Consider the following 23,474-nt stretch of genomic DNA (forward strand, 5'->3'; position numbering starts at 1 on the left):
GGCGGCAATTCAATGGCCCGCGCAACGGGTGCGCGGGCCGGTACGGCAATGAGACTTATTGCTTGATGTCGATGTCGTCGAAGCTGAACGAACCGTCCGGTGCCACGTAGGCACCCGACAGACGCTTCGAGCGCGCGTAGACGATCTTTTCCGTCACCAGGAAGGCCCACGGTGCGTCTTCCCAGATGCGCTTCTGTGCATCGGTGTAGAGCTTCGACTTCTCAGCGCGATCGGTCGTGCGCAGTGCGCCGGCGATGTCGGCATCCACCTGCTCGTTCTTGTAGTACGCGGTGTTGAACGACTTGGGCGGCATGGCTTCGGATGCAAGCAACGGACGCAGCGCCCAGTCCGACTCACCCGTCGACGACGACCAGCCTGCGTAGTACATGCGCACGCCGGCGTCTTCCGGCTTGGGTACGCTTTCCACACGCTCGACGCGCTGGCCGGCTTCCAGCGCCAGCACCGACGTCTTGATGCCAACCTGGGCCAGTTGCTGCTGCACGAACTGGATGATCTTCTGCGCGGTCGTGTGGTTATAGGCCGACCACAGTTGCGTCTCGAAGCCGTTCGGATAGCCAGCTTCCTTCAGCAGCTCTTTCGCCTTCGCCGGGTTGTACGGCCACGGGCCCAGCTTGACGGAGTAATCGACGCCCGGTGGCACCACGCCTTCGGCCGGCACGGCGTAACCCGCAAACGCCACCTTGGTCAGCGCATCCTTATTGATCGCGTAGTTGATGGCCTGACGCACCTTGGGATTGTCGAACGGCTTCACCTTGGTGTTGAAGCTGACATAGCGCTGGATGATCGACGGCGCGGCAATCAGATCAACCTTGGGGCTGCTCTTGAGCACCGCAGCCTGCTCGAACGGAATCGTGAACGCAAAGTCGGCCTCGCCCGTCTGCATGATGGTGGCGCGCGTGTTGTTGTCGACCACCGGCTTCCAGGTGATGGTGTCGACCTTCGGCAGGCCGTGCTTCCAGTAGCCGTCGAACTTCTTGCCCTTCAGGTAATCGGTCTGCTTCCACTCGACAAATTCAAACGGGCCCGTGCCAACCGGATGGAACGCGATGTCCTTGCCGTACTTCTTGAGCGCCGTGGGCGAAATCATGGCCGCCGACGGGTGGGCCAGCACGTTGATGAACGGCGAGAACGGCTCTTTGAGCGTCACGCGTGCGGTGTACGGGTCAACCACTTCGGTTTTGGCCACGCGGTTGAACAGCACGAAACGCTTGAGCTTGTTGGCCGGGTCCGTCACGCGGTCCAGGTTTGCCTTGACGGCGTTGGCATCAAACGTGGTGCCGTCGTGGAACTTCACGCCCTTGTGCAGCTTGAACGTGTAGACCAGCCCGTCCTTGCTGACTTCGTAGCTGTCGCACAGCACGTTGACCAGCTTCATGTCCTTGTCGAAGCCGAACAGGCCTTGATAGAACGACTTGGCGGCGCTGAACGACAGCGTGTCGTTAGCGTCGTACGGGTCCATCGTGGTGAAGGTCGAGTAGACCGCCATCACGGCGTCCTTGGCGGCAAAGGCCGGCATGGTGAATGCCGCCAGCGCCAGGCCGCTGGCAACCATGGCTGCGCGCGGGGCCGAAGTAAGCCGATGCGAGAATCGATTGAACATGTCCTTCCTCCTCAAAGAAGTGTTTGGCTTCACTGCGTTCTTCATTGCTTTCAATACGCGCCGCCAATCGAATGGCGGGCAACAAAGTGGTCTGGCGCCACTTGCACCAACGGCTGCACCACCGGCATGTCGCCAATGGCACGGATCGGGCTGGGAATTTCGTGCGTGGAGAGTTCTCGCTTCAGATGGCGGCGCGCCGGGTCTGCAATCGGCACGGCCGACATCAGCTTCTTCGTGTAGGGATGCTGCGGGTTTTCGAAGATGGCGCGGCGCGGGCCGATCTCAACGATCTGACCGAGGTACATCACCGCCACGCGATGGCTGATGCGTTCCACCACCGCCATGTCGTGCGAGATGAACAGGAACGCGACGCCAAATTCCTTCTGCAGGTCGAGCATCAGGTTGACGATCTGCGCCTGGATCGACACATCCAGCGCCGAGACCGACTCATCGGCAATCACCACCTTGGGGTTCAGCGCGAGGGCGCGCGCAATGCAGATGCGCTGGCGCTGCCCGCCCGAGAACTCGTGCGGATAGCGCGATGCATGCGCGGCCTGCAGGCCCACCTTGTCGAGCAGCCACTCCACGCGTTGCTGTGCCTCTTTGCCGGAGGCCACCTTGTGCACCAGCAGCGGCTCCATGATGGAGTAGCCGACCGGCACGCGCGGGTCCAGCGAGGCGAATGGGTCCTGGAAGATGAACTGGATGTTTCGGCGCAGCGTCTGGAGCGCGGGCCCCTTCAACTCGCCGATGTTCTGGCCGGCAAATTCGATGCTGCCGCTCTGGCACTCCACCAGACGCAAGAGCGACCGTCCCGTCGTCGACTTGCCGCAGCCCGATTCGCCGACCAGCGCCAGCGTCTCACCAGGGTAGAGATCGAAACTGACCTGCTCCACCGCATGCACCCGGCGCGTGACGCGGCCGAAGACGCCCGTGGGCACGTCAAAGCGCGTGACGAGATCACGTACACGCAAAATGGGTTGCACATCGTGCGACGCTGCCGGTTGCGGCGTCGTATCCACCGCAGCGGACGTGCCGTCCACGCGCAACAGCGGAAAACGCGCCGGGCCATCAGTGCCTTGCATCGAGCCCAGACGCGGCACGGCCGACAGCAGCGCACGCGTGTACGGATGCGCCGGTTGTGCGAACACTGTGGCAGATGGGCCCTCTTCCACGCGGTCGCCCTTGTACATGACGAGCACGCGGTCGGCCACTTCCGCCACCACGCCCATGTCATGCGTGATGAACACGACCGCCATCTGCAGCTCCTGCTGCAGCGCGCGAATCAGTTGGAGGATTTCCGCCTGGATGGTCACGTCCAGCGCGGTGGTCGGCTCGTCGGCAATCAGCAGCGACGGTTTGCATGACAGCGCCATCGCAATCATCACGCGCTGGCGCATGCCGCCCGACAGTTGGTGCGGATAGCGCCCCAGCACATTGCGCGCTTCAGGAATGCGCACCAGCTCCAGCATGCGCAGCGCCTCAGCTTTGGCCGCGCTGGCTGATTTGCCCTGATGCAGACGAATCGATTCGGCAATCTGCTCGCCCACGGTGAACACCGGGTTGAGCGAGGTCATCGGCTCCTGGAAGATCATCGCGATATCGGCGCCACGCACACCGCGCATGGCGGCGGAGCTGGCGTTGGCCAAGTCCAGCACTTCGCCGTTGCGGCGGCGCAAGTGCATCTGCCCGCCAACGATCTTGCCGCCACCGTGCTCCACCAGCCGCATCAGCGCCAGCGACGTCACCGACTTGCCCGAGCCCGATTCGCCCACCACGGCCAGCGTCTCGCCCCGGTCCACGTGGAACGACAGGTTGCGCACCGCGTCGACCACGCGCTCAGACGTGGCAAAGCGCACGCTCAGGTCTTGCACCTGCACGATGCGCTGATCGGGCATCGCAATGACGCTGTTGGCACTTGGCTGTTTGGTTGATGTCACGAAAACTCTCCTGCTGTCCTGCCTGGCGGCTTCGGCCTCTTACCGATAGATCGACACAACGGGCGCCTGCGCGCCGCGTGCGAACCCGCGGTACATCCCTTCTGTGTTGAACGGCAACGCGACGTTGCCTTGCGCGTCCACGGCGATCAGGCCGCCGCGGCCGTTGATGGCCATCAGCTTGCGCATGACCACGTCATCGCTCGCGTCAGCCAGCGACTTGCCGGCGTATTCCATCTGCGCGGCAACGTCGTAGGCGGCCACGGCACGGATGAACATCTCGCCCGTGCCGGTGCACGACACCGCCGCAACGTGGTTCGCAAAGCAACCGGCGCCGACGATGGGCGTATCGCCCACCCGGCCGACCTTCTTGTTGGTGACGCCGCCCGTGGAGGTGGCAGCCGCCAGGCGCCCTTGCGCGTCGCATGCCACGGCGCCCACGGTGCCGAACTTGTTGTCCGGATCGATGGGTGCTGCTTCCTTGGCCACGAGCGACGCGGCATCGTGATCGAGCAGCGCCATGCCATCTTGCTGGCGGGCGCGCTGCCATTGGGCATAGCGCGCTTCGGTGTAGTAATAGTCCGGCTCGACAAACTCGAGGCCCTGCGCTTGCGCGAACGCCTCGGCGCCTTCGGAGGTGAACAGCACGTGTTCGCTGCGCTCCATGACGGCGCGGGCTGCGAGGATCGGGTTGCGCAGACGCTTGACGCAGGTGACTGCGCCGGCAGCCAGCGTGGCGCCATCCATGATCGACGCATCGAGTTCGTACGTGCCGGCGCTGGTCAGCACCGCGCCCTTGCCGGCGTTGAACAGCGGGCACTCTTCGAGCAGGCGCACGGCTTCGGTCACGGCATCCAGGGCGCTGCCGCCATCCACGAGGATGCGCTGCCCTGCGGCCAGGATGTCGTTAAGCGCCTGCTGGTAAGCGGCTTCCTTGTCGGCACTCATGGCCGTGCGGGTGATGGTGCCGGCGCCGCCGTGAATGGCGAGGATGGGCGTAGTCATGCGTGGCTCGATGTAAATCAGTTTTCAGCGGTGCGTTTGCGGCCGCGTCGGGTGGTTGACGGCGTGCCGGACGCGCTCGTTGCGTCATTGGCGCGCGGTACCTGGCTGGTGTGCAGCCACGGCAGTACGAATTCAGTCAGGCGCTCGGCAGACTCCAGCGAATGCGCCGAGCGATGCGCCACCGCACCGCACAGCGCTTCGAAAAGCGCCACGGCAGCGGTGTCAGACGTGGCAGAGAACTGCCGCTCCGGCCGTGCGTACAACGCAATGTCGGCCAGCGGCGCAAGCGGCGATGTTGGGCTGTCGGTCAGGGCCAGCAGTTGACAGCCTTGCTTGCCCGCCTGCTTGGCCAGCGTGATGGTGTCTGCCGCATAGCGCGGGAATGCGATGGCGATCAGCAGATCCTTCGGTCCGATCTTGCGCAGGTGGCGCGCCGCATCGGATGCGCCGCCCGGCTGCGAAACGGAGATCACCGTGTCGCAGTACAGATCGAGCCCATGGCGCAGCAGCCCGGCCAGATAACCGCTGGCGCCAAAGCCCATCACGTAGATGCGCTGTGCGCCCAGAATGGCGTCTACCGCGCGTTCGCACGCTGCGGGGTCGAGCATGCGGCGCGTGGCGTCAAGGTTGGCGATGTCCTCGTTGAGCGAGGCGGCAAAGATCTCGGCACTGGTGGCGGGGCGTGCCAGTTCGTGGCGCAGTTTTTCTACCGGCGCGAGCGTCGCTTCAAAGCCGCGCAGCAGCCCGGCACGGAACTGCGGATAGCCGTCAAAGCCCAGCGCCAGCGCAAAGCGGTTGGCCGTGGCAATCGACATGTCCACCGCGGCGGCAAACTCGTCGATGCGCATGGTGGCAGCGCGGAACGGATTCGCCAGCACGTATTCCGCCATGCGCTGGTGCGCGGGCGTGAGCGTGGCAAGGGCCGCTCCAATGCGCTCGGAGACCGTCGCATCGGCGGCAAATGCGCCTTTCGACACATCCGTACGCTTGCTGGTGGATTTCGCCATCTTCCTGGGCCGTGAAAATTTTGTGTAAATGTATTTTCATGAATCGGCCGTGTAAAGAAAAAAACTTTCATAGCGACTTATGGTTTTCCCTAGGTCGAAAGCCCGCGCACGGTTGGGGGGCGGGCGCGGCCTCGTCACGGTGCAATGCACCAGTCCAAACGCCGGCAGCGCGCCAGGATCGTGCGACGCAGCACGCTACAATCGCACCCTTCTCCGATTTGCCTTCAAGCGCAGTTTTTCGTGATCCGATTCGACGACCTCGTCCTCCAGCGTGGCACCAAGGTGCTGTTCGACCACGCCACCGCCACACTCAACCCCGGTGAACGGGTCGGCCTTGTCGGCGTAAACGGCAGCGGCAAATCCACGCTGTTTTCCATGCTGCGCGGCGAGCTGCACGCCGACGGCGGCGAAGTCGCCATCCCGCCCACCTGGCAGGTCGCCCACGTGGCGCAGGAAACGCCGGCAGTGGACCGCAGCGCGCTCGACTACACGCTCGACGGCGACACCCGCCTGCGCGACATCGAACGCCGCCTCGCAGCGGCCGAAGCCGCGCACGATGGCCACGCGCAAGCTGAAGCCCACACCGCCTTCGCCGATGCCGACGGCTACACCGCCCCGGCACGCGCGCAGGCGCTGCTGCTCGGCCTCGGTTTCACGATGGCGCAGACCACGCAACCCGTGGCGAGCTTCTCCGGCGGCTGGCGCATGCGCCTGAACCTTGCGCAGGCACTGATGTGCCCGTCCGATCTGCTGCTGCTCGACGAGCCGACCAACCACCTGGATTTGGACGCCGTGGTCTGGCTGGAAGACTGGCTGTCGCGCTACCCGGGCACGCTCGTCATGATTTCGCACGACCGCGAATTCCTCGACGGCGTCTGCACCGTCACGCTGCATATCGAGCACCAGAAACTCAAACGCTACGGCGGCAACTACACGCAATTCGAAACACAGCGCCTGCAGCAGATGGCGCTGCAAGAAGCGTCGTACGCACGGCAGCAGAAGCAGATCGCGCATCTCGAATCGTTCATCACGCGCTTCAAGGCCAAGGCCAGCAAGGCCAAGCAGGCGCAGAGCCGCGTCAAGGCGCTGGAGCGCATGGAGCGTCTCGCACCCGTGCATGCGGCAGCGGGCTTCTCGTTCGAATTCCGCGAGCCCGATGCGGCGCCCAACCCCATGCTCACGTTCGAAGGCGTCGATTGCGGCTATCCCGGCCCAAGCGTCGACGAGCCCATCACCATCCTCAAACACCTGACGTTTTCGATCCAGACCGGCCAGCGCATCGGCCTGCTGGGTGCCAACGGCCAGGGCAAGTCGACGCTGGTGAAAACACTGGCGGAAACGCTGGCACCGCTGTCCGGCACGATCCGGCGCGGCAAGGGCCTGCAGATCGGCTACTTCGCTCAGCACCAGTTGGAAACGCTGGACGACCATGCCTCGCCGCTGCTGCACTTGGCGCGTCTGGCGCCTGACGTCCGTGAGCAGGAGCTGCGCGACTTTCTCGGCAGCTTCAACTTTCGCGGCGACATGGCAACCTCGCCCATCGAGCCGTTCTCGGGCGGCGAGAAGGCGCGCCTGGCGCTTGCCCTGATTGTCTGGCAGCGCCCCAACCTGCTGCTGCTCGATGAGCCGACCAACCACCTGGATCTCGACACGCGCGAAGCGCTGACGATGGCGCTGGCCCAGTTTGACGGCACGCTGATCCTCGTCTCGCACGACCGCCACCTGCTGCGCGCCACGACCGATCAATTTTTGCTCGTCGGCCAAGGCACCGTCGCCCCGTTCGACGGCGATCTGGACGACTACCGCGATTGGCTGCTCAAGCAAGCCGCCGCCAAGCGTGCGGCCGCCAGCGCGTCTGCAGCTCCGGCCGACGCGGATGGCGCACCGGCCGTCAATCGGCGTGACCAGAAACGCGAAGAGGCCGAACAGCGCCAACGCTTGGCCGCGCTACGCAAGCCGCTGCAAAAGAACGTCGACGCCATTGAAAAGCGCATGGCGCCACTGCAAAAGGAAAAGGCCGACATCGAAGCCTTCCTCGCCGACGGCGCCGCGTATGAAGAAGCCAACAAGACACGCATGATGGAAAGCCTGCGCCGCCAGGCAGAACTGAACGCCGAACTCGACGAGCTGGAAGAGCGCTGGCTCGAACTGCACGAACAACTCGAACAAATCAATTGAGGCTGGCGTACCCGGCCAAGGAGACCTGTTGATGACATCGCCCTCGCCGGACACCGCCACGCACCCGCCACTGGCCGGCGTGCGCGTGCTCGACCTCACGCGCCTGCTGCCCGGCCCGGCCGCCACGCGCCACCTGGCTGACCTCGGCGCAGAAGTCATCAAGATCGAAGACCCCGGCCCCGGCGACTACGCCCGCGACATGATGCGCTCCTCCGCCGATCGCGCGGCCGAGCGCCCGAGCCTGTTCTTCCGCTCGCTCAATCGCGGCAAGACCGAAATGCGGCTGGACCTCAAGCGCGCCGAAGACCGCGAAACCCTCATCGAACTCGTGCGCCACGCCGATGTGCTGATCGAAAGCTTCCGCCCCGGCGTCATGGCGCGTCTCGGCGTTGGCTGGGACACGCTGCGTGCGGCCAACCCCGCGCTCGTCATGTGTTCGATCAGCGGCTACGGCCAGGACGGACCGCTCGCGCAAGCCGCCGGCCACGACATCAACTACGTCGGCTACGCGGGCATGCTCGATCAGCTCGCCAGCGCGGACGGCACGCCCATCGTCCCGAACGTGCAGATCGGCGACCTGCTGGGCGGCGCGCTCACGGCGGTGGTCGGCATCCTTGCCGCGCTGGTCGATGCGCGCGCCACCGGCCACGGCCGCTACGTTGACGTCTCCATGACGGACTCGGTGTTTGCGCACAACCTGATGGCGTTCTTTGCTGTCGGGACACGCGGCAAGGCCAGCCCAGCGGGCACCGATCTGCTCAACGGCGGCGTGCCGTGCTACGGCGTGTATCGCACGGCAGACGACCGCTTCATGGCCGTTGGCGCACTCGAATTGAAGTTCTGGCAGGTGATGTGCGACGTCATCGGCAAGCCCGCATGGAAAGACAGCCACTGGGCGCTCGGCCAGCGCGTTGGCAGCGATGAGGCACGCGCCATCCGCGACGAACTGGCTGCGCTTTTCCTGACCGCCACGCAAGCCGAATGGACCGAACGTTTTGCCGATGTTGATTGCTGTGTCACGCCCGTGCTGCGCATGGAGGAAGCGTTGCAGCATCCGCTCTTTACCGAGCGCAACAGCGTCGTGAAGGAGAACAGCGAGCCCGTGCAGCTCGCCCTGCCGCTACGGTTTGCCGATTGACGAATCCGCGCGATCCAGCGTATCGAGCAGGCGCGCGGCTTCTTCCAGTTGATGCTGGCTGAATACGCGGATGCCGTGCTGGCGCAGCAGCGCCGCAGTCACGCCCTCGCCTTGCTGCAGTTGGCTGGAAAACGTCCCGTCGTAGAGAAATGCAGAACCGCAGGACGGGCTGCGCTCGGTAAGCACGGCGACTTGCACGCCAGCCGCCTGCGCAGCCTCCAGGGCGCGTTGCGCACCCCGCACAAAGGCCTCGGTGACATCGTGGCCGTGGTGTTCGACGACACGGGCCGCGCCGCGCAGCACCGCCGCACCACCGCCTTCGCCGTGAATCTCCGCCGGCAGTCGTGGCACCGGCAAACCGCCGGCCATCTCGGGGCACATCGGCACGATGCGTCCTTCCATCTGCCAGCGCGCCAGGATGCCGCCTTCAGTGACGACCGTGCCGCCGTCATAGCGCACCGGCTGGCCCAGCAGGCAGGCACTCACCAGTACGCGTTGCATGATCCGCGGCTCCGACTTAGCGGCGCTCGCGGCGGATCATTCCCACCACCAGCGTCAGCGAAAGAATCACCAGCCAGATCAGCGACCACACCGGCACCGACAGGCCCAGCACCGGCGGCATCGGCCCGACGCACAGGCCATCGGCTTCGAACACCTGCGGCAACCATTTGGCAGTAGGCAGCGCGTTGACCCAGTTCTCGATCGGGTCGATACCGCACGTTGCCTTCGGGTTCAGCAGCAGCGATACGTGATACCCCGCCACGCACAGGCCTGCCAGCCCCGACAGCATCCCCAGGCCATGCCACAGCAGCCGCGTGGCCGACGAAAGCGCCGCCAGCAGCGAGAACACACCAATGCCAAGGAAAGCGAACCGCTGCAAGATGCACAGCGGGCACGGCTGCAGCCCCTCGACGTGCTGCAGGTACAGCGCATAGCCGACCACCCCGAAGGAGATCACGGCAATCAGCAGGAAAAAGGCGCGCGAGTTGGCTTGCATGGCGGCGTCAGTTCAGAGGAGTCGTAGAGAAAAGTTGGCGGATTATCGCACCGCAACGGCACGCGCATTTTCAAATGGCACCCGCGATACCGTTGCGAAATTTTGAACGATCAAGCTTCCAGCGCCCGCACGCGGTCGATGGCCTGCTCAATGCGTTCGACGGCGATCACCTCCAGCCCGTCGATTGCCTGCTTCGGGGCGTTGGATTTCGGAATCACGGCAATCGAAAAACCCAGCTTGGCGGCTTCCTTCAGGCGCTCCTGGCCGCGCGGCGTGGGGCGGATTTCTCCTGCAAGGCCGATCTCGCCAAACACCACCAGCCCACGCGGCAGCGCCTTGTTGCGCATCGACGAATGGATCGCCAGCAGCACCGCCAGATCCGCCGCCGGCTCGGTAATCTTCACCCCGCCCACCGCGTTCAGGAACACGTCCTGGTCAAAGCACGCAATGCCGGCGTGGCGGTGCAGCACCGCCAGCAACATCGCCAGCCGGTTCTGCTCCAGGCCCACCGCCAGACGGCGCGGATTCGGCACGTTGGCCGTATCCACCAGCGCCTGGATTTCCACCAGCAGCGGCCGCGTGCCTTCCTGCGTCACCAGCACGCACGAACCCGGCACCACCTGCTCGTGCTGCGATAGGAACAGCGCCGACGGATTGGCCACGCCGCGCAGGCCGCGCTCCGTCATCGCAAACACGCCCAGTTCGTTGACGGCGCCAAAGCGGTTCTTGAACGCCCGCACCAGCCGGTAGGCGGAATGCGTATCGCCCTCGAAATACAGCACCGTATCGACGATGTGTTCCAGCACACGCGGGCCCGCCAGCGCGCCTTCCTTGGTCACATGGCCGACCAGAATGGTCGTCACATCCAGCCGCTTAGCAATGCGCGTCAGTTGCGCCGCGCATTCGCGCACCTGGGCCACCGAGCCCGGCGCCGAGGTCAACGCCTCCGAATACAGCGTCTGAATCGAATCGATGACGACCACCTCGGGCTTTTCCACCTCGATGGTCGCCTGGATGCGCTCAAGCTGGATCTCGGCCAGCAACGCCAGGTTCGGGCTCTCGATGCCCAGGCGGCGCGCGCGCAGCGCGATCTGTGATCCGGATTCTTCGCCGCTCACATACAGCACGCGCCGATCGGCCGACAGGTTGGACAACGCCTGCAGCAACAGCGTCGATTTGCCGATGCCCGGATCACCGCCGATCAGCACCACACCGCCGCTGACCAGGCCACCGCCCAGTACGCGGTCAAATTCGTCGATGCCGCTGGAGAAGCGCGGCACGTCCACCGCGTCGATGTCCGACAGCTTGCGCACCGTCGCGCTCGATGCCAGCGACTGGAAGCGCGCGCCGGCGCCAGACGTCGGCTGCGCAACTGTTTCCACCAGCGTGTTCCACTGCTGGCAATTCGGGCACTGCCCCGCCCATTTCGGCGCCGTGCCCCCGCACTCGGTGCACGTATAGACCGTCTTGCTCTTTGCCAAACAACCCCCTGCTTACGGCACCGCGCATGGGCGGCCGCCGCTTGATCTTTGTATTGACGATGCCGCGCTCAAGCGGCCTTGCCCAGGTCGCTGGCGTCTGCCGTGCTGACCGGTTCGACCGATACCGGCACACGCGGCGCCAGTGCGCACATCAGCTCATAACCGACCGTGCCGGAGGCCTGCGCAACATCGTCGATCGGCAAGCCTTCGCCCCACAGCGTGACGGGCGTGCCGACACGCGCCTCCGGCACGCCGGCCAGGTCAACGGTAATCATGTCCATCGACACGCGGCCCACGATGTGCGTGCGCACGCCATTGACCAGCACCGGCGTATGGTTGCCGTCCCAGCCCGGCGCATGGCGCGGGTAGCCGTCGGCATAACCGCACGCGACGATGCCGATGCGCATTGGGTGCTCCACGGTAAAGCGCGAGCCGTAACCAATCGTCGCGCCCGGCTGCAAATCCTGAATGGCGATCAGCTCGCTCTTGAGCGACATGGCGGGCATCAGGCCAGTGCCGTCAATGTCCGCCGCCACGCCCGTCGGCGACGCGCCGTACATGATCACGCCCGGGCGCACCCAGTCGCGATGCGCTTTCGGATGCCACAGCGTGGCCGCGGAGTTGGAAAGCGACGCCTCGCCCGGCAAACCTTGCGTGGCGTGTTCAAACGCGGTGAGCTGATGCTCAATGCCGCGCGGGCCATCGGCATCGGAAAAATGCGTCATGTGGACAATCGTGCCGACGCCCGAAATGGCTCGGGCGCGTTCCCATGCGGCGCGGTAAGCGGCAGGCGCGAAGCCGAGGCGGCTCATCCCCGTATTGATCTTGAGCTGCACGCTGATGGGGCCTTTCAGGCGCGCCAATTCCAGCATGCGCAGTTGCTCTTCGCAGTGAACGGTGGTGGTCAGGCGGTACTGCTCGACGACGGCCAGATCTTCCGGCTTGAAAAAACCTTCGAGCAAGAGAACCGGCCCCTGCCAGCCGAGTTGGCGCAGGCGGACGGCCTCGTCCAGGTCGAGCAGACCGAAACCATCGGTGTGGCGCAGGCCTTCATACACGCGTTCGATGCCGTGACCGTATGCATTGGCTTTGACGACAGCCCACACGCGCGAATTGGGCGCATGGCGGCGGGCAACCTGGAGATTATTGGCAAGTGCTGGGCCGTGGATGACGGCCTGGATGGGTCTTGGCATGACGGCAAACCTGCAAAAACGTGAATGCGATAGCGCGCTCGTGGCGCGGCGTCGGTGCTGCAATGCAACAGGCAAATTGGCTGTGAGCGGGCCGTGCGCCCGGCCTCACGCGGTGAGCGTTCTATTTGACCACAGGACGCCAACTGGTTCGCGCCTGTCATGAGCCTGCCAAAAAAGAAAGTGCGCCGCCGTCACCGGAAGCGCACAAGTTTCATGATATAAAGCCGTTCAATTTAGGCATGGGAAAACCGTCGTGATGCGCTGCCAGCATGGAGAAAGTTGGGCACCAGCCACTTCTTTTTGCGCGATGGCGTCACATACGGTTTGGCCATGCAAACAGGCGAGACCAAAACAAGCTGCGGGCGGAACGCATGGCCCGAACGCCTGTCAGTGAAGATTCCCGCGGTTGCCCGGCGATGCATCTCCTGCAGCACCGGACGGGCCCCGCCCAAGGGAACCACAATCCGGGGAGCCCGCGCGGGCGCTGGCATCAAGGCCGCCACCGCGCACCTGTGCGCTGCGCGGCCAGTCAGCCGACGCATCGCCTGGCCGGCACCTCCGGGGGGCGCTTCCGAGTGCCGGCACGCTGCCGGCAAGACGTGAAGACGAACATGGCACCGCGGTCTACGGGGACGAATTCGAAGGTATGAAGAAGGGCTTTTACACCATCATGGCGGCGCAGTTTTTTTCGTCGCTCGCCGACAATGCGCTGCTTATTGCCGCCATCGCCCTTCTGACAGAGATGCATGCGCCGCAGTGGATGACCCCGCTGCTCAAGTTGTTCTTCGTGCTCTCTTACGTTCTACTTGCCGCCTTCGTGGGCGCGTTTGCCGATTCCCGGCCCAAGGGCAAGGTGATGCTTATCACCAATGCCATCAAGCTGATTGGTTGTGGCGTGATGCTTACCGGCCTGCACCCGTTGCTCGCCTATGGTGTGGTCGGCTTCGGCGCGGCGGCGTATTCGCCGGCCAAGTACGGCATCCTTACCGAACTCCTTCCCCCTGAAAAACTCGTCGCTGCCAACGGGTGGATCGAAGGCCTGACCGTGGGCTCGATCATCCTGGGCACCGTGCTGGGTGGGGCGTTGATCTCCAACCATGTCTCGGCATGGCTGCTGTCGTTCGACATTCCTGGGCTTGAGCGCATCGACACCCCGGCCGAAGCGGCCATGCTGGTGATCATGGTGATCTACCTGATCGCGGCGCTGTTCAACACGCGCATTCCCGATACCGGCGCGCGCTATCCGCAGCAGGAAAAGAATCCGGTACGTCTCATTTCGGAGTTTGCCGACTGCTTCAACGCTCTGTGGCACGACAAGCTGGGCCAGATCTCACTGGCGGTGACGACACTGTTCTGGGGTGCCGGCGCCACGCTGCAATTCATCGTGCTGAAGTGGGCTGAGCAATCGCTGGAACTGAACCTCTCGCAGGGCGCCATTCTGCAGGCCGTCGTGGCCGTGGGGGTGGCTGCCGGCGCCATGGCTGCAGCCGTCAAAATCCCGCTGCGCCGCTCGCTCGACGTGCTTCCGGTGGGCGTGGCAATGGGCGCGGTGGTCATGCTGATGGCGTTCTACACCAAGCACACGATCCCGGAAATCACGTTCCACATCGGCGGGATGAAGCTGCCGCTGTACATGATGATCGCCTACCTGTTCCTAATGCTCGTGGGCGCCATGTCGGGCTTTTTCGTGGTGCCGATGAACGCGCTGCTGCAACACCGCGGGCACGTGTTGCTCTCAGCCGGACACTCGATTGCGGTGCAGAACTTCAACGAAAATGTGTCTGTGCTGCTGATGCTGTGCCTGTACGCGCTGCTCATCAAGCTGAACGTTTCGGTGGGCGTGGTGATCGTGTCGTTCGGCATCTTCGTCTGTGTGACGATGGCGCTGGTGATGCGCCGGCATCGCCTCAACGAAAAGCTGTTCCACACCGCCGCGCTCATCGGCGAAGACAAGCATCACTGACGCAGTGCCCGCCCCGCCGGCCGGGGCTTACTGGCCGCCGCGCTCCGCGTAGATCTTGCGCGCCAGACACAGGTCTTCCCATGCGCGCGCCTTGTCTGTCAGCGTACGCAGCAGGTAGGCCGGGTGATAGGTCACCACCACGGGCACGCCTTCCACTTCGTGCACTTTGCCGCGCAACTTGCCGACAGGCGTCTGTGTCTGCAGCAGGTTTTGTGCGGCAATGCGGCCCAGCACGACGATGATGCGCGGCTTGACCAGGGCAATCTGACGCTTGAGATACGGATCGCACATCGCCGCTTCGTCCGGCTCCGGATCGCGATTGCCGGGCGGGCGGCACTTGAGCACGTTGGCGATGAATACACCCTTCTCGCGCGACAGGCCGATCGATCGCAGCATGCTGTCGAGCAGCTTGCCGGCCTGGCCGACGAACGGCTCGCCCTGCTTGTCTTCCTGCTCGCCCGGTGCCTCACCGATCAGCATCCATTCGGCCTGACGGTCGCCAACGCCGAAAACGGTGTTCGTGCGGCGCTCGCACAGCTTGCACGACGTGCAGTTCGAAACGGCGGCTTCGAGCTGCGCCCAATCGAACGCGGCAATGCGCTGGGCACGCGAGGCGGCCGAGTCCGACGGCGCCTCCATTACCGGTGGTTCGACTCGCGCAGCCGCGGGCTCCGCAGCCGCAAACGAGGCGGCCTCAACCTCCACGGCGACCGGCTCGGTGACGGCGACCTCGGCCGCCTCGACGGCCTCCAACGCAGCCGGCTCAGCACCGCGCAATGTCCATTCGGTCGAAACGCCCAGCGCTTCCAGCATTCGGGATCGACGATTCATGCAGCCTCCACCCCGCTTGCCTCACACACCATGCGCATGACGAGCGCATCTTCGCGCGTGTTGTTTTCGGCCGGGTAATAGCGCTTGCGCCGGCCGATCTCCGCAAACCCGACACGGTGATACAGCGCAATCGCGCCGGTATTGGATGGGCGCACTTCCAGCAGCAGGCTGCCGAAGCCATGCACCAACGTGAGTGCCGTGGCCAGGCGCAGCAGCCAACGGCCCAGCCCTTGCCGCTGCCACGCCGGTGCAACGGTCACATTGAGCAGGTGCATCTCATCGACCACCGGCATGAGGATCAGGTAGCCCGCGACCTCGTTGCCGCCGTCACGCAGAACAATGCCGATGTGGCCGGACTTGAGCGAATCCTCAAAGTTACCGCGGGACCAGGGAAACGTGAACGCCGCCTGCTCGATCGCTGCGACGCCCGCCAGATCGAGGGCGGTCATGCGCTCCGCTCGCCAGCCCGCAGGCAACGGCGCTTGCGCGATGACGCCGGCCAGCGCGTTCTCGATCAGGCTCATGGCTGTGCACCTGCGGCGGCAGCCTTGGCCTGCTGCACAGCCTGCCGCTCTTCAATGGTGAGCGCGACCTTGTCACGCACATAGAGCGGCGCCGCGTCTTCGGGGCGCACCGTATGGCCGGCAGCCAGGAGGCGCAGACCCACGGCGATGATCTCGCGAGCGTGCGGCGCGACTTCCGGCAACACAGCAGCGGCACCTGCCGCAATGCTCAACTGATCGCCGAACACCGCTGCGGCATTGCCCGCCAGCCAGTACGGCTGCGTTGGCGCGGCAACGCTCTGCGGCTCACTCACCTGAATAGCGGAAAGCGCGTGCCAGCCGGAGGCATCCTGCGCCGCATCAGCGGGCACGAAGCTGGCCCAGTAGCACTCGTCCATGCGCGCATCGAGGGCGATGGTCACGGCTGTGCCGGCCGGCAATGTTGCGCGCGTCTGTTCCGCGCAGGCGACGAGGGAATTGACTGGCACGACGGGCAAGTCCGCGCCGAACGCCAAACCCTGCGCCACGCCGCACGCCGTGCGCAGTCCTGTGAACGAGCCAGGGCCGGCGCCAAAGGCAATCGCCGCGCAATCGGCCAGGGCGATACCCGCCTCGGCCAACAATTCGGAAGCCGCCGGCAGCACGCGGCTACTGGAGCGCGGGCCGGTGTGTTCATGACGGAACAGCGTGCGCGTGCCGTCACCAAGGGCGACGGAGCAGAACTCGGTGGAGGTGTCGAAAGCAAGAATCCAGGGCATGGCGGCATTGTACCGGCTGGTGTGGTGCCCGAAGGCGCAAACCCGTGGCCGCCCATGGGGAAAACGCGCTAAAAATCGACCGGAAAACCGAAGCCATCCTCGAATTCAAACGGCCCGGCCATACAACCCCGGCGCTATCATCGCCAGACCATTGTTTTTAGCCGGGAATCATCATGAGCGACCTGCAAGCCCGTTTCGACCAAGCCCAAATCGATGTCAAGGGCCTCTCCGAACGCCCCGCCAACATGACGCTGCTGCGCCTCTACGCGCTGTACAAGCAAGGCGCCGAAGGTGACGCGCATGGCGACAAGCCTGGCTTTACCGACATCGTCGGCCGCTACAAATTTGAAGCGTGGGAAGGCCTGAAGGGCACGTCGCAAGACGAAGCCAAGCAAAAGTACATCGACCTCGTCGAAGAGCTGAAAAGCGGCGCAACGACCTGATCGTCGAATCGCCACATGAAGAACCGGGCCTTGCGCCCGGTTTTTTATTGCGCTGCAGGAATGGCGGACGGCAGCTCTCGGCGGCGCATGCGCCACGCTGCCAGCACGGCCAATGCACACAGCGTGCCGAGAAAGATGAACGTCTCGTCGAAGGCCAGGATGCGTGCCTCGGGGTCGACCGCGGCGCCATGCACGGTTTCGATACCGCGTGTGGCGAGCCGCCATTGCAGAAAAATGCCTGTAGCCGACACACCGATCGCCCCACCCAGTTGACGCAGGAAATTGACGGCGCTGGAGCCCTGCGGGATCAAGGTGAAATCGACGCCGCGCATGGCGCCCAGACTCAGCGACGGCAGCACAAAACCGAGCCCGATCCGCCCGACGATGGCAATGGCAATCAACAGCAGGTAGCTGGTGGCACGCGTGTTCGTTGCCATCAGGAAGAATGAAAGCGCCAGCGCTGCCAGACCGAACGAGACCAGCCGGAACGGCTCGATGCGATTGGTCAGCCGCCCCGCCAGCATGATCGTCACGGCTAGCACCAGCCCTGCGGGCAAGAGCACGAGCCCCGCGCGCGACGGCGCATAGGCCAGCGCCACCTGCATATACACGGGCACCAGATACGTCGAACCGTACAGCCCTGCCCCGTAAATGAAGGCCACCACCGCCCCCATCGCAAACTGTCGGTAGCTGAAGAGGCGCAGGTTCAGCAAGGGCGACTCCACCCGCTGCTGCCAGAATACGAAGCCCGCGACACACACGGCTGATACGAGCATCAGCACGATGCCGTGCGTCGCGTCGCTGTGCAGCGCGACCAGCCCGTTGAGCAGCGTGACCGTCGCGCCGCCGATGAGCAGCAGGCCGCGCCAATCAAGCGGTTTGGGCTCGCCCGCCATCGACGAGTTGACGGCCATGAAGCGCCGCGCCATCGCCCACCCAATCAGCGTGAACGGCATCACCACGAAGAAGATCGAGCGCCAGCCGAACAGCTCCACCAGGAAGCCACCCACGCTCGGGCCCACGGCTGGCGCCAGCACGACGCCAAAGCCGAACAGGCCGAAAGCCTTGCCCTGCTCTCGTTCGGGAAACACGCGCAGGATCAGGATGTTGGGCAGCGGCTGCATGATGCCGGCCGCAATGCCCTCCACGACCCGCATGGCGATCATTACTTCGTAATTGGGCGATAGGCCGCCAGCCAGCCCGCCCACGCCCAGCAGCAGCAACGCGCCGATAAACGTGCGCCGCAGCCCGAAACGCAGCAGCAGCCAGGGCGTCAGCAGCATTGACAAGGTCATCGCCACCATGAAGCTGGCCGACACCCACTGCGCGCGTTCCTGCCCGAGCACGAAGTGCCGGCTCAGATCGGGAATCGCCACGTTGACGATGGTGGCCGAGATGACGGACGACACCGCGCCCACCATCAGCGTGAACAGCACAAGCCACTTGAAGCGCTCGCCGTAACGCGCGCGCAGGGCCTCCAGGGTGGGCGTGAATGTCGTCATGGTCTCGTTGTAGTGATGTGTGAGACGACCAAAGGCAAGCAAAGCAACCCGGCCGGCGCCTCCTCCAGCGCCGGCCGGGCGGGACACGTCAGCCGAGGCGGCCGGTGGCAGCGATCTCGCGGATGCGGCGCACGGTGTCGATGTCGGATTCGCGATAGGCGGATTTGACGATCTCGGCGTAGCGCGTGTCGCCGGTTTCGTCGGCGTTGGGCAACGTGGTGTCGTAGACGAAGCGGATGAACGCGGCGTTGACCTCGTTGCTCTCGATCGTCATGGTCAGCGACCCGCCGGCGTGTTCGCCGGTGGCTGCGGTGGTGTAGGTCACGCGCTTGTGCGGCTCGAGCGTCACGCGATCCTGGATGCGCGCCTTGCCGAAGACCAGTTCGCGCTCGACCCAGCCGTCACCCTCAGCGGTGATGATGCATTCGTCCAGGCTTTCGACAAATTCGGTTTGCTCCCGCACGCGCAGCACCAGGCCTTGCCAGATCTGGTTCAGGGTCAGCGTGTCGATGAGGGGGTTCAGTGGATCGTTGACTTCCACCAGGTGTTCAAAGCGCAAAGCGGCCTCCGCAAGTTTTCGTGACATTATCGCGCGGCTTCGCCAGCCTTGCGCCAAATGAAAAAACGCCGGCGGGTTGCCCCAGCCGGCGTTTTCCTCTGCGCGCCTTCAGCGTCGCTTAAACCTGTTCACGATCCGTAGCGAGCGGTCCGAGGTTGGCTCGAGAAGCGCAGCCGTACACGGGTACAGCGAGCATCACAGGGCCAAGATCGGGGCGTGCAGTAGGATCGTGGGCAGGTTTTAGATTTCTTCGTACAGCGGCAGCGTCAGGAATTCCGCAAAGTCTTCCGACGTCGACATCTGTTCGAAGATTTCTGCAGCACGGTCAAAGTGGCCCACCGCGCCCGTCTCCTTCACCTTGGCCAATTCCTCCGGGATCAGCTTGCGCACCAGCTCAGCCGTGACCTTGGTGCCGTCTTCCAGCTTGCCCTTGGGCGAGCGGATCCACTGCCACACCTGCGAGCGCGAGATCTCGGCCGTGGCGGCATCTTCCATCAGGTTGTGGATCGGCACGCAACCGTTGCCGGCCAGCCAAGCACCCAGGTAGTGGATGCCGACGTTGATGTTCATGCGCAGGCCGGCTTCGGTGATCGGCGTTTCCGGCTGGAAGTCCAGCAGGTCAGCCGCCTTCACTTCCACGTCCGGGCGTTGCTTCTCGAACTGGTTGAGCTTGTCGCCCAGCACTGCCACGAATTCCTTCATGGCCGGCTCGACCAGGCCCGGGTGAGCCACCCAGCCGCCGTCGTAGCCGTCGGTCGCGTCGCGCTTCTTGTCGCCGATGATGCCAGCCATGGCGATGGCGTTCTTCTCCGGATCGTTCTTGATCGGGATCAGCGCGCTCATGCCGCCGATGGCGGGCGCACCACGCTTGTGGCAGGTCTTGAGCAGCAGCAGCGCGTAGGCGCGCATGAACGGCGAGGTCATCGTCACCTTGGCGCGGTCAGCCAGGCAGAAGTTCTTGTCGACCTTGAACTTCTTGATGCACGAGAAGATGTAGTCCCAGCGGCCGGCGTTCAGGCCTGCGCTGTGCTCACGCAGTTCGTACAGGATTTCTTCCATCTCGAATGCAGCGAGGATGGTTTCGATCAGCACGGTGGCCTTGATCGTGCCTTGCGGCAGGCCGATCTCGTTCTGCGCCATCACGAAGATGTCGTTCCACAGGCGCGCTTCCAGGTGGCTTTCCATCTTCGGCAGGTAGAAGAACGGGCCGGCGCCACGAGCGATTTGCTCCTTGGCGTTATGGAACAGGAACAGCGCAAAGTCGAAGATGCCGCCGGAAACGCGTTCACCGTCGATCAGCACGTGCTTCTCGTCCAGGTGCCAGCCGCGCGGGCGCACTTGCAGCGTGGCGATCTTGTCGTTGAGCTTGTAGGTCTTGCCGTTCTGCTCCAGCGTGAGCGTGCGGCGGATGGCGGCCTTCAGGTTGACCTGGCCCTGGATCTGGTTGTGCCAGCTCGGCGAGTTCGAATCTTCGAAATCGGTCATGTAGCTGTCCGCGCCCGAGTTGAACGCGTTGATGACCATCTTGGCATCGACCGGGCCGGTGATTTCCACACGGCGGCAATGCAGTGCCGGCGGGATCGGAGCAACCTTCCAGTCGCCTTCACGCACAGCCTTCGTTTCAGCCAGGAAATCCGGGCGCTCGCCAGCGTCAAGGCGCTTGGCGCGCTCAACACGGGCCGCCAGCAGCTCTTTGCGACGCGGCTGGAAGGCACGATGCAGCTTGGCAACCAGCGCCAGTGCGTCGGGGGTCAGAATGTCTTCGTAGGCCGGCAGAATCTCAGCCTTGATCTCCATGCCTTGGGGCAGCGTGAGCGCCATGGTGTTCTCCAGAGAATTGATGTGAGGGTTGAACGCGTTTTGGTCTGACTTTGGCCCTATGGCTGGGCCGATTGAATGCAATGCCTTATGTCGCTTGTGTTGCCTGCACGAACTGCAGCAGATCGCGCATGTCGTGGCCGGCCGCGGTGGGCGCCACGTCGAGTACCTCGGGCGGATGCCCCAGGCGGTTGATCCAGAATGTTGTGAAGCCGTACCAGGTCGCGCCGCAGGCATCCCAGCCATTGGACGAGACAAACAGAATCTGTTCCGCAGGCACACCAAACGCTTGTGGTGCCAGCGCATAGGCTTGGGGTGCGGTCTTGTAGAGCTTGACCGCATCGACCGACAGCACGTGATCGAACAGCCCGGACATCCCGGCACTCTTCACGGCAATGTCGAGCATCTGCGGGTTGCCGTTGGAGAGGATGCCGAGCGGGAGCCCCATCTCGCGCAGGCGGCGCAGCGCGGGCACGTTCTCCGGAAACGCCGACAGGCACGCATATTCGCGCATCAGCGTGGCTTCGTCGTGGGCGGAAAGCTCTACGCCCAGGCGCGCCGCCGCATAGCGCAGCGCATCGACGGTGATATCCCAGAACGGCTTGTAGTGCTCGCCCGAGGGGCCGGCCAGCGAGCGGATGCGCGTGTAATCGATCTGCTTGTCGCGCCAGAGCACCGAGAGCGCTTCGCCCTTGCCGGCAAACAGTTGCTCGGCGCGCGCGGCCACGGAATACACGTCGAACAACGTGCCATAGGCATCGAAAACCACCGCGCGAATCGAACTCATCAGAAGCTCCACGGACCCGAAGGTCTCGCACTTGCGCGTTCCATTACGCAGAACGCCTTGCCGACCTTCGCAACGAGGGCCATTGTAGAAAAGCTGACGCACCGCACAAAGACGGCAATGGTCACTTGATCTTTGACTTTTACTGATGGAATGACGAGTGATAACCTTTATATTCGTCACAATCCCGCAGACCCCGGTTGCCACGGTATATATCAGGCATGGATCATTTCAAGCAGCTCGAAACCTTTGTCGCCGTCGCAACACGCGGCAGCCTATCCTCCGCCGCCGCCGCTGAGGGCGTGGCGCCTGCCATCATCGGGCGCCGCATCGACGCGCTGGAAGAACGCCTGGGCGTCAAGCTCCTGGTGCGCACCACGCGGCGCATCACCCTCACGTTCGAGGGTTCGGCGTTCCTGGAGGATTGCCAGCGCGTTCTCAATGACCTGCACAACGCAGAGGCCAGCGTTTCGGCCGGTGGCGTGAAGGCCAGCGGGCACCTGCGCGTGACCGCCCCCGCCGGTTTTGGCCGCCGCCACGTCGCGCCGATGGTGCCGGACTTTATCGAGGCCCACCCGGATGTCTCGATGACGCTGGACCTGGGCGACCGGGTTGTCGACCTCGTCAACGAAGGCTTCGATTGCGCGATCCGCCTGGGCGACCTGCCCGATTCGAGCCTCGTGTCGATCCGCCTGTGGGAAAACCGCCGCGTGGTGGTGGCTGCGCCCTCGTACCTGGAGCGCCGGGGCGTTCCAACCCAGGTGGAGCAGCTTTCGACGCACAACTGCCTGGCCTTCGGCGCCAGCGCCAACGTGCAGCGCGGCTGGGTCTTCCAGCAAGGCGGCAAGGCCGTCACCGTGAAGGTGTCCGGCACGATGGAATGCACGGACGGCGCCGTGCTGCGCGAGTGGTGCTTGCAAGGCTATGGCTTGGCGTGGCGCTCGTGGTGGGAGGTCGGACATGACATTGCCACGGGCAAGCTGGTGACAGTGCTCGATGCCTTCGAAGCACCACCGATCGGCATCCACGCGGTGTTTCCGCAGCGCAAGCACCTGCCGCTGCGGGTGCGTCTGTTTATCGATTTCCTCAAGAACACGTATGGCAACCCGGCCTACTGGCGCCGGGCGGACGCCGTTATCGGGATCGATTAGCAATCACCCCGAGTGGGTGAAACACCGCGCGCAGCCTACAATCAAAACAAGAACGTCTTCCGCATCCCGCCTCAGGAGGCCGCATGTTCAAGCACATCCTCATCCCGACCGATGGTTCCGAGCTGTCGCGCAAGGCGGTGGCAGGGGCGCTCGACTTTGCCAAGACGCTGGGCGCGCGCTTGACGGCCTACACCTGCCTTGAGGAATACCCCTACACGCCGTTCTCCGAGATCGTCGTCGAGACCCCGCAGGCGTTCAAGGAGCGCGTCGAAGCGCAGGCCCGCGTGGTGCTCAAGGACGTGGAAGACGCCGCCGTCAGCGCCGGCATCAGCTGTGACACCGACATGAGCTGCTTTGCCGTGCCCTACATGGGCATCATCGACGCGGCCGAGCGCCATGGCTGCGACGTCATCTTCATGGCATCTCACGGCCGGCGCGGGTTGGCCGGGCTGCTGCTCGGCAGCGAGACGCAGAAGGTGCTCACGCATACGGAGATTCCGGTGATCGTCTATCGCTGAAATCCCCTTCTGCCCGCACGATATCCAGCCGCCTTTTCAGGCGGCTTTTTTTCTCCTTGACTCTTGTCTTGCTGGCGCATACAACTT

General features: G+C 64.3%; 21 protein-coding genes. 6 read left to right on the forward strand and 15 right to left on the reverse strand.

Annotation, left to right across the window (positions count from 1 at the left end):
* Window positions 1–55: 55 nt before the first annotated feature.
* The 4 genes from gsiB to BG83_RS0105725 form a co-directional block, all read right to left on the reverse strand.
* The gene (gene gsiB, locus BG83_RS0105710) at window positions 56–1,621 is read right to left on the reverse strand and encodes a glutathione ABC transporter substrate-binding protein GsiB (RefSeq protein WP_024975820.1); all 1,566 of its coding nucleotides are present in this window, start codon (window positions 1,619–1,621) and stop codon (window positions 56–58) included.
* Between the two features lie 50 nt (window positions 1,622–1,671).
* Window positions 1,672–3,519, reverse strand: a complete 1,848-nt coding sequence (locus BG83_RS0105715) for a dipeptide ABC transporter ATP-binding protein (protein ID WP_419177590.1) — start codon at window positions 3,517–3,519, stop codon at window positions 1,672–1,674.
* 81 nt (window positions 3,520–3,600) lie between these two features.
* On the reverse strand, window positions 3,601–4,563 hold the full coding sequence (locus tag BG83_RS0105720; protein ID WP_024975822.1) for an isoaspartyl peptidase/L-asparaginase family protein: 963 nt from the start codon (window positions 4,561–4,563) through the stop codon (window positions 3,601–3,603).
* Between the two features lie 17 nt (window positions 4,564–4,580).
* Entirely contained in the window at window positions 4,581–5,570 is a 990-nt protein-coding gene (locus BG83_RS0105725; protein WP_024975823.1) for a MurR/RpiR family transcriptional regulator, read from the reverse strand.
* Window positions 5,571–5,810: 240 nt separating this feature from the next.
* Here BG83_RS0105725 and BG83_RS0105730 point away from each other — a divergent pair, with 240 nt between their 5' ends.
* Together BG83_RS0105730 and BG83_RS0105735 are read left to right on the forward strand one after the other, a co-directional pair.
* Window positions 5,811–7,748, forward strand: a complete 1,938-nt coding sequence (locus BG83_RS0105730) for an ATP-binding cassette domain-containing protein (RefSeq protein WP_024975824.1) — start codon at window positions 5,811–5,813, stop codon at window positions 7,746–7,748.
* Between the two features lie 31 nt (window positions 7,749–7,779).
* Window positions 7,780–8,886 carry a CaiB/BaiF CoA transferase family protein gene (locus tag BG83_RS0105735; protein WP_024975825.1) on the forward strand — a complete coding sequence of 369 codons (1,107 nt, stop codon included), beginning with the start codon at window positions 7,780–7,782 and terminating at the stop codon, window positions 8,884–8,886.
* Here the strand turns inward: BG83_RS0105735 and BG83_RS0105740 are convergent.
* From BG83_RS0105740 to alr, 4 genes are all read right to left on the reverse strand, one after another.
* Window positions 8,869–9,387, reverse strand: a complete 519-nt coding sequence (locus BG83_RS0105740; protein WP_024975826.1) for a DUF523 domain-containing protein — start codon at window positions 9,385–9,387, stop codon at window positions 8,869–8,871. The two genes, BG83_RS0105735 and BG83_RS0105740, sit on opposite strands and share 18 nt — an antisense overlap.
* A 16-nt stretch (window positions 9,388–9,403) precedes the next feature.
* Complete coding sequence (locus BG83_RS0105745) at window positions 9,404–9,883, reverse strand: disulfide bond formation protein B (protein WP_024975827.1); 480 nt, start codon at window positions 9,881–9,883, stop codon at window positions 9,404–9,406.
* A gap of 110 nt (window positions 9,884–9,993) precedes the next feature.
* Entirely contained in the window at window positions 9,994–11,364 is a 1,371-nt protein-coding gene (radA, locus tag BG83_RS0105750) for a DNA repair protein RadA (protein WP_024975828.1), read from the reverse strand.
* A 68-nt stretch (window positions 11,365–11,432) separates the two neighbouring features.
* The gene (alr, locus tag BG83_RS0105755; RefSeq protein ID WP_024975829.1) at window positions 11,433–12,557 is read right to left on the reverse strand and encodes an alanine racemase; all 1,125 of its coding nucleotides are present in this window, start codon (window positions 12,555–12,557) and stop codon (window positions 11,433–11,435) included.
* A 646-nt stretch (window positions 12,558–13,203) separates the two neighbouring features.
* Between alr and lplT the strand changes: the two genes are divergently transcribed.
* Complete coding sequence (lplT, locus tag BG83_RS0105760; protein WP_024975830.1) at window positions 13,204–14,520, forward strand: lysophospholipid transporter LplT; 1,317 nt, start codon at window positions 13,204–13,206, stop codon at window positions 14,518–14,520.
* A gap of 27 nt (window positions 14,521–14,547) precedes the next feature.
* Here the strand turns inward: lplT and BG83_RS0105765 are convergent, their stop codons facing one another.
* Genes BG83_RS0105765 through tsaB form a run of 3 tightly spaced genes read right to left on the reverse strand, consistent with a single transcriptional unit; the run spans window position 14,548 to window position 16,612 of the window.
* Complete coding sequence (locus BG83_RS0105765; protein WP_024975831.1) at window positions 14,548–15,351, reverse strand: uracil-DNA glycosylase; 804 nt, start codon at window positions 15,349–15,351, stop codon at window positions 14,548–14,550.
* On the reverse strand, window positions 15,348–15,875 hold the full coding sequence (gene rimI, locus BG83_RS0105770) for a ribosomal protein S18-alanine N-acetyltransferase (protein ID WP_024975832.1): 528 nt from the start codon (window positions 15,873–15,875) through the stop codon (window positions 15,348–15,350). Before rimI ends, BG83_RS0105765 begins: the two co-directional genes overlap by 4 nt.
* Window positions 15,872–16,612 (reverse strand): tRNA (adenosine(37)-N6)-threonylcarbamoyltransferase complex dimerization subunit type 1 TsaB, encoded by a 741-nt coding sequence (gene tsaB / locus BG83_RS0105775; protein WP_024975833.1) that lies wholly within the window; start codon window positions 16,610–16,612, stop codon window positions 15,872–15,874. Before tsaB ends, rimI begins: the two co-directional genes overlap by 4 nt.
* 173 nt (window positions 16,613–16,785) lie before the next feature.
* Here tsaB and BG83_RS0105780 point away from each other — a divergent pair, with 173 nt between their 5' ends.
* Window positions 16,786–17,055 (forward strand): acyl-CoA-binding protein, encoded by a 270-nt coding sequence (locus BG83_RS0105780; protein ID WP_004626591.1) that lies wholly within the window; start codon window positions 16,786–16,788, stop codon window positions 17,053–17,055.
* A 44-nt stretch (window positions 17,056–17,099) separates the two neighbouring features.
* On the opposite strand, the gene BG83_RS0105785 is transcribed toward BG83_RS0105780, so the two are convergent.
* The 4 genes from BG83_RS0105785 to BG83_RS0105800 all read right to left on the reverse strand — a co-directional run bounded on the left by BG83_RS0105785 (window position 17,100) and on the right by BG83_RS0105800 (window position 21,721).
* A complete protein-coding gene (locus BG83_RS0105785; protein ID WP_024975834.1) occupies window positions 17,100–18,557 on the reverse strand; it encodes a DHA2 family efflux MFS transporter permease subunit in 1,458 nt (485 codons plus the stop codon).
* Window positions 18,558–18,645: 88 nt separating this feature from the next.
* The gene (locus BG83_RS0105790; RefSeq protein WP_024975835.1) at window positions 18,646–19,116 is read right to left on the reverse strand and encodes an SRPBCC family protein; all 471 of its coding nucleotides are present in this window, start codon (window positions 19,114–19,116) and stop codon (window positions 18,646–18,648) included.
* Window positions 19,117–19,356: 240 nt separating this feature from the next.
* On the reverse strand, window positions 19,357–20,937 hold the full coding sequence (gene aceB / locus BG83_RS0105795) for a malate synthase A (protein ID WP_024975836.1): 1,581 nt from the start codon (window positions 20,935–20,937) through the stop codon (window positions 19,357–19,359).
* 85 nt (window positions 20,938–21,022) lie between these two features.
* Window positions 21,023–21,721 carry a haloacid dehalogenase type II gene (locus BG83_RS0105800; RefSeq protein WP_024975837.1) on the reverse strand — a complete coding sequence of 233 codons (699 nt, stop codon included), beginning with the start codon at window positions 21,719–21,721 and terminating at the stop codon, window positions 21,023–21,025.
* 218 nt (window positions 21,722–21,939) lie between these two features.
* On the opposite strand from BG83_RS0105800, the gene BG83_RS0105805 reads away from it, so the two are divergent.
* Complete coding sequence (locus tag BG83_RS0105805) at window positions 21,940–22,869, forward strand: LysR family transcriptional regulator (protein ID WP_024975838.1); 930 nt, start codon at window positions 21,940–21,942, stop codon at window positions 22,867–22,869.
* Window positions 22,870–22,952: 83 nt separating this feature from the next.
* Window positions 22,953–23,387, forward strand: coding sequence for a universal stress protein (locus tag BG83_RS0105810; protein ID WP_024975839.1), 435 nt, complete (start codon window positions 22,953–22,955; stop codon window positions 23,385–23,387).
* The last annotated feature ends 87 nt before the right edge of the window (window positions 23,388–23,474 follow it).

Origin of the sequence: Ralstonia pickettii, assembly GCF_000607165.1 — a bacterium.
GTDB classification, from domain to species: domain Bacteria; phylum Pseudomonadota; class Gammaproteobacteria; order Burkholderiales; family Burkholderiaceae; genus Ralstonia; species Ralstonia holmesii.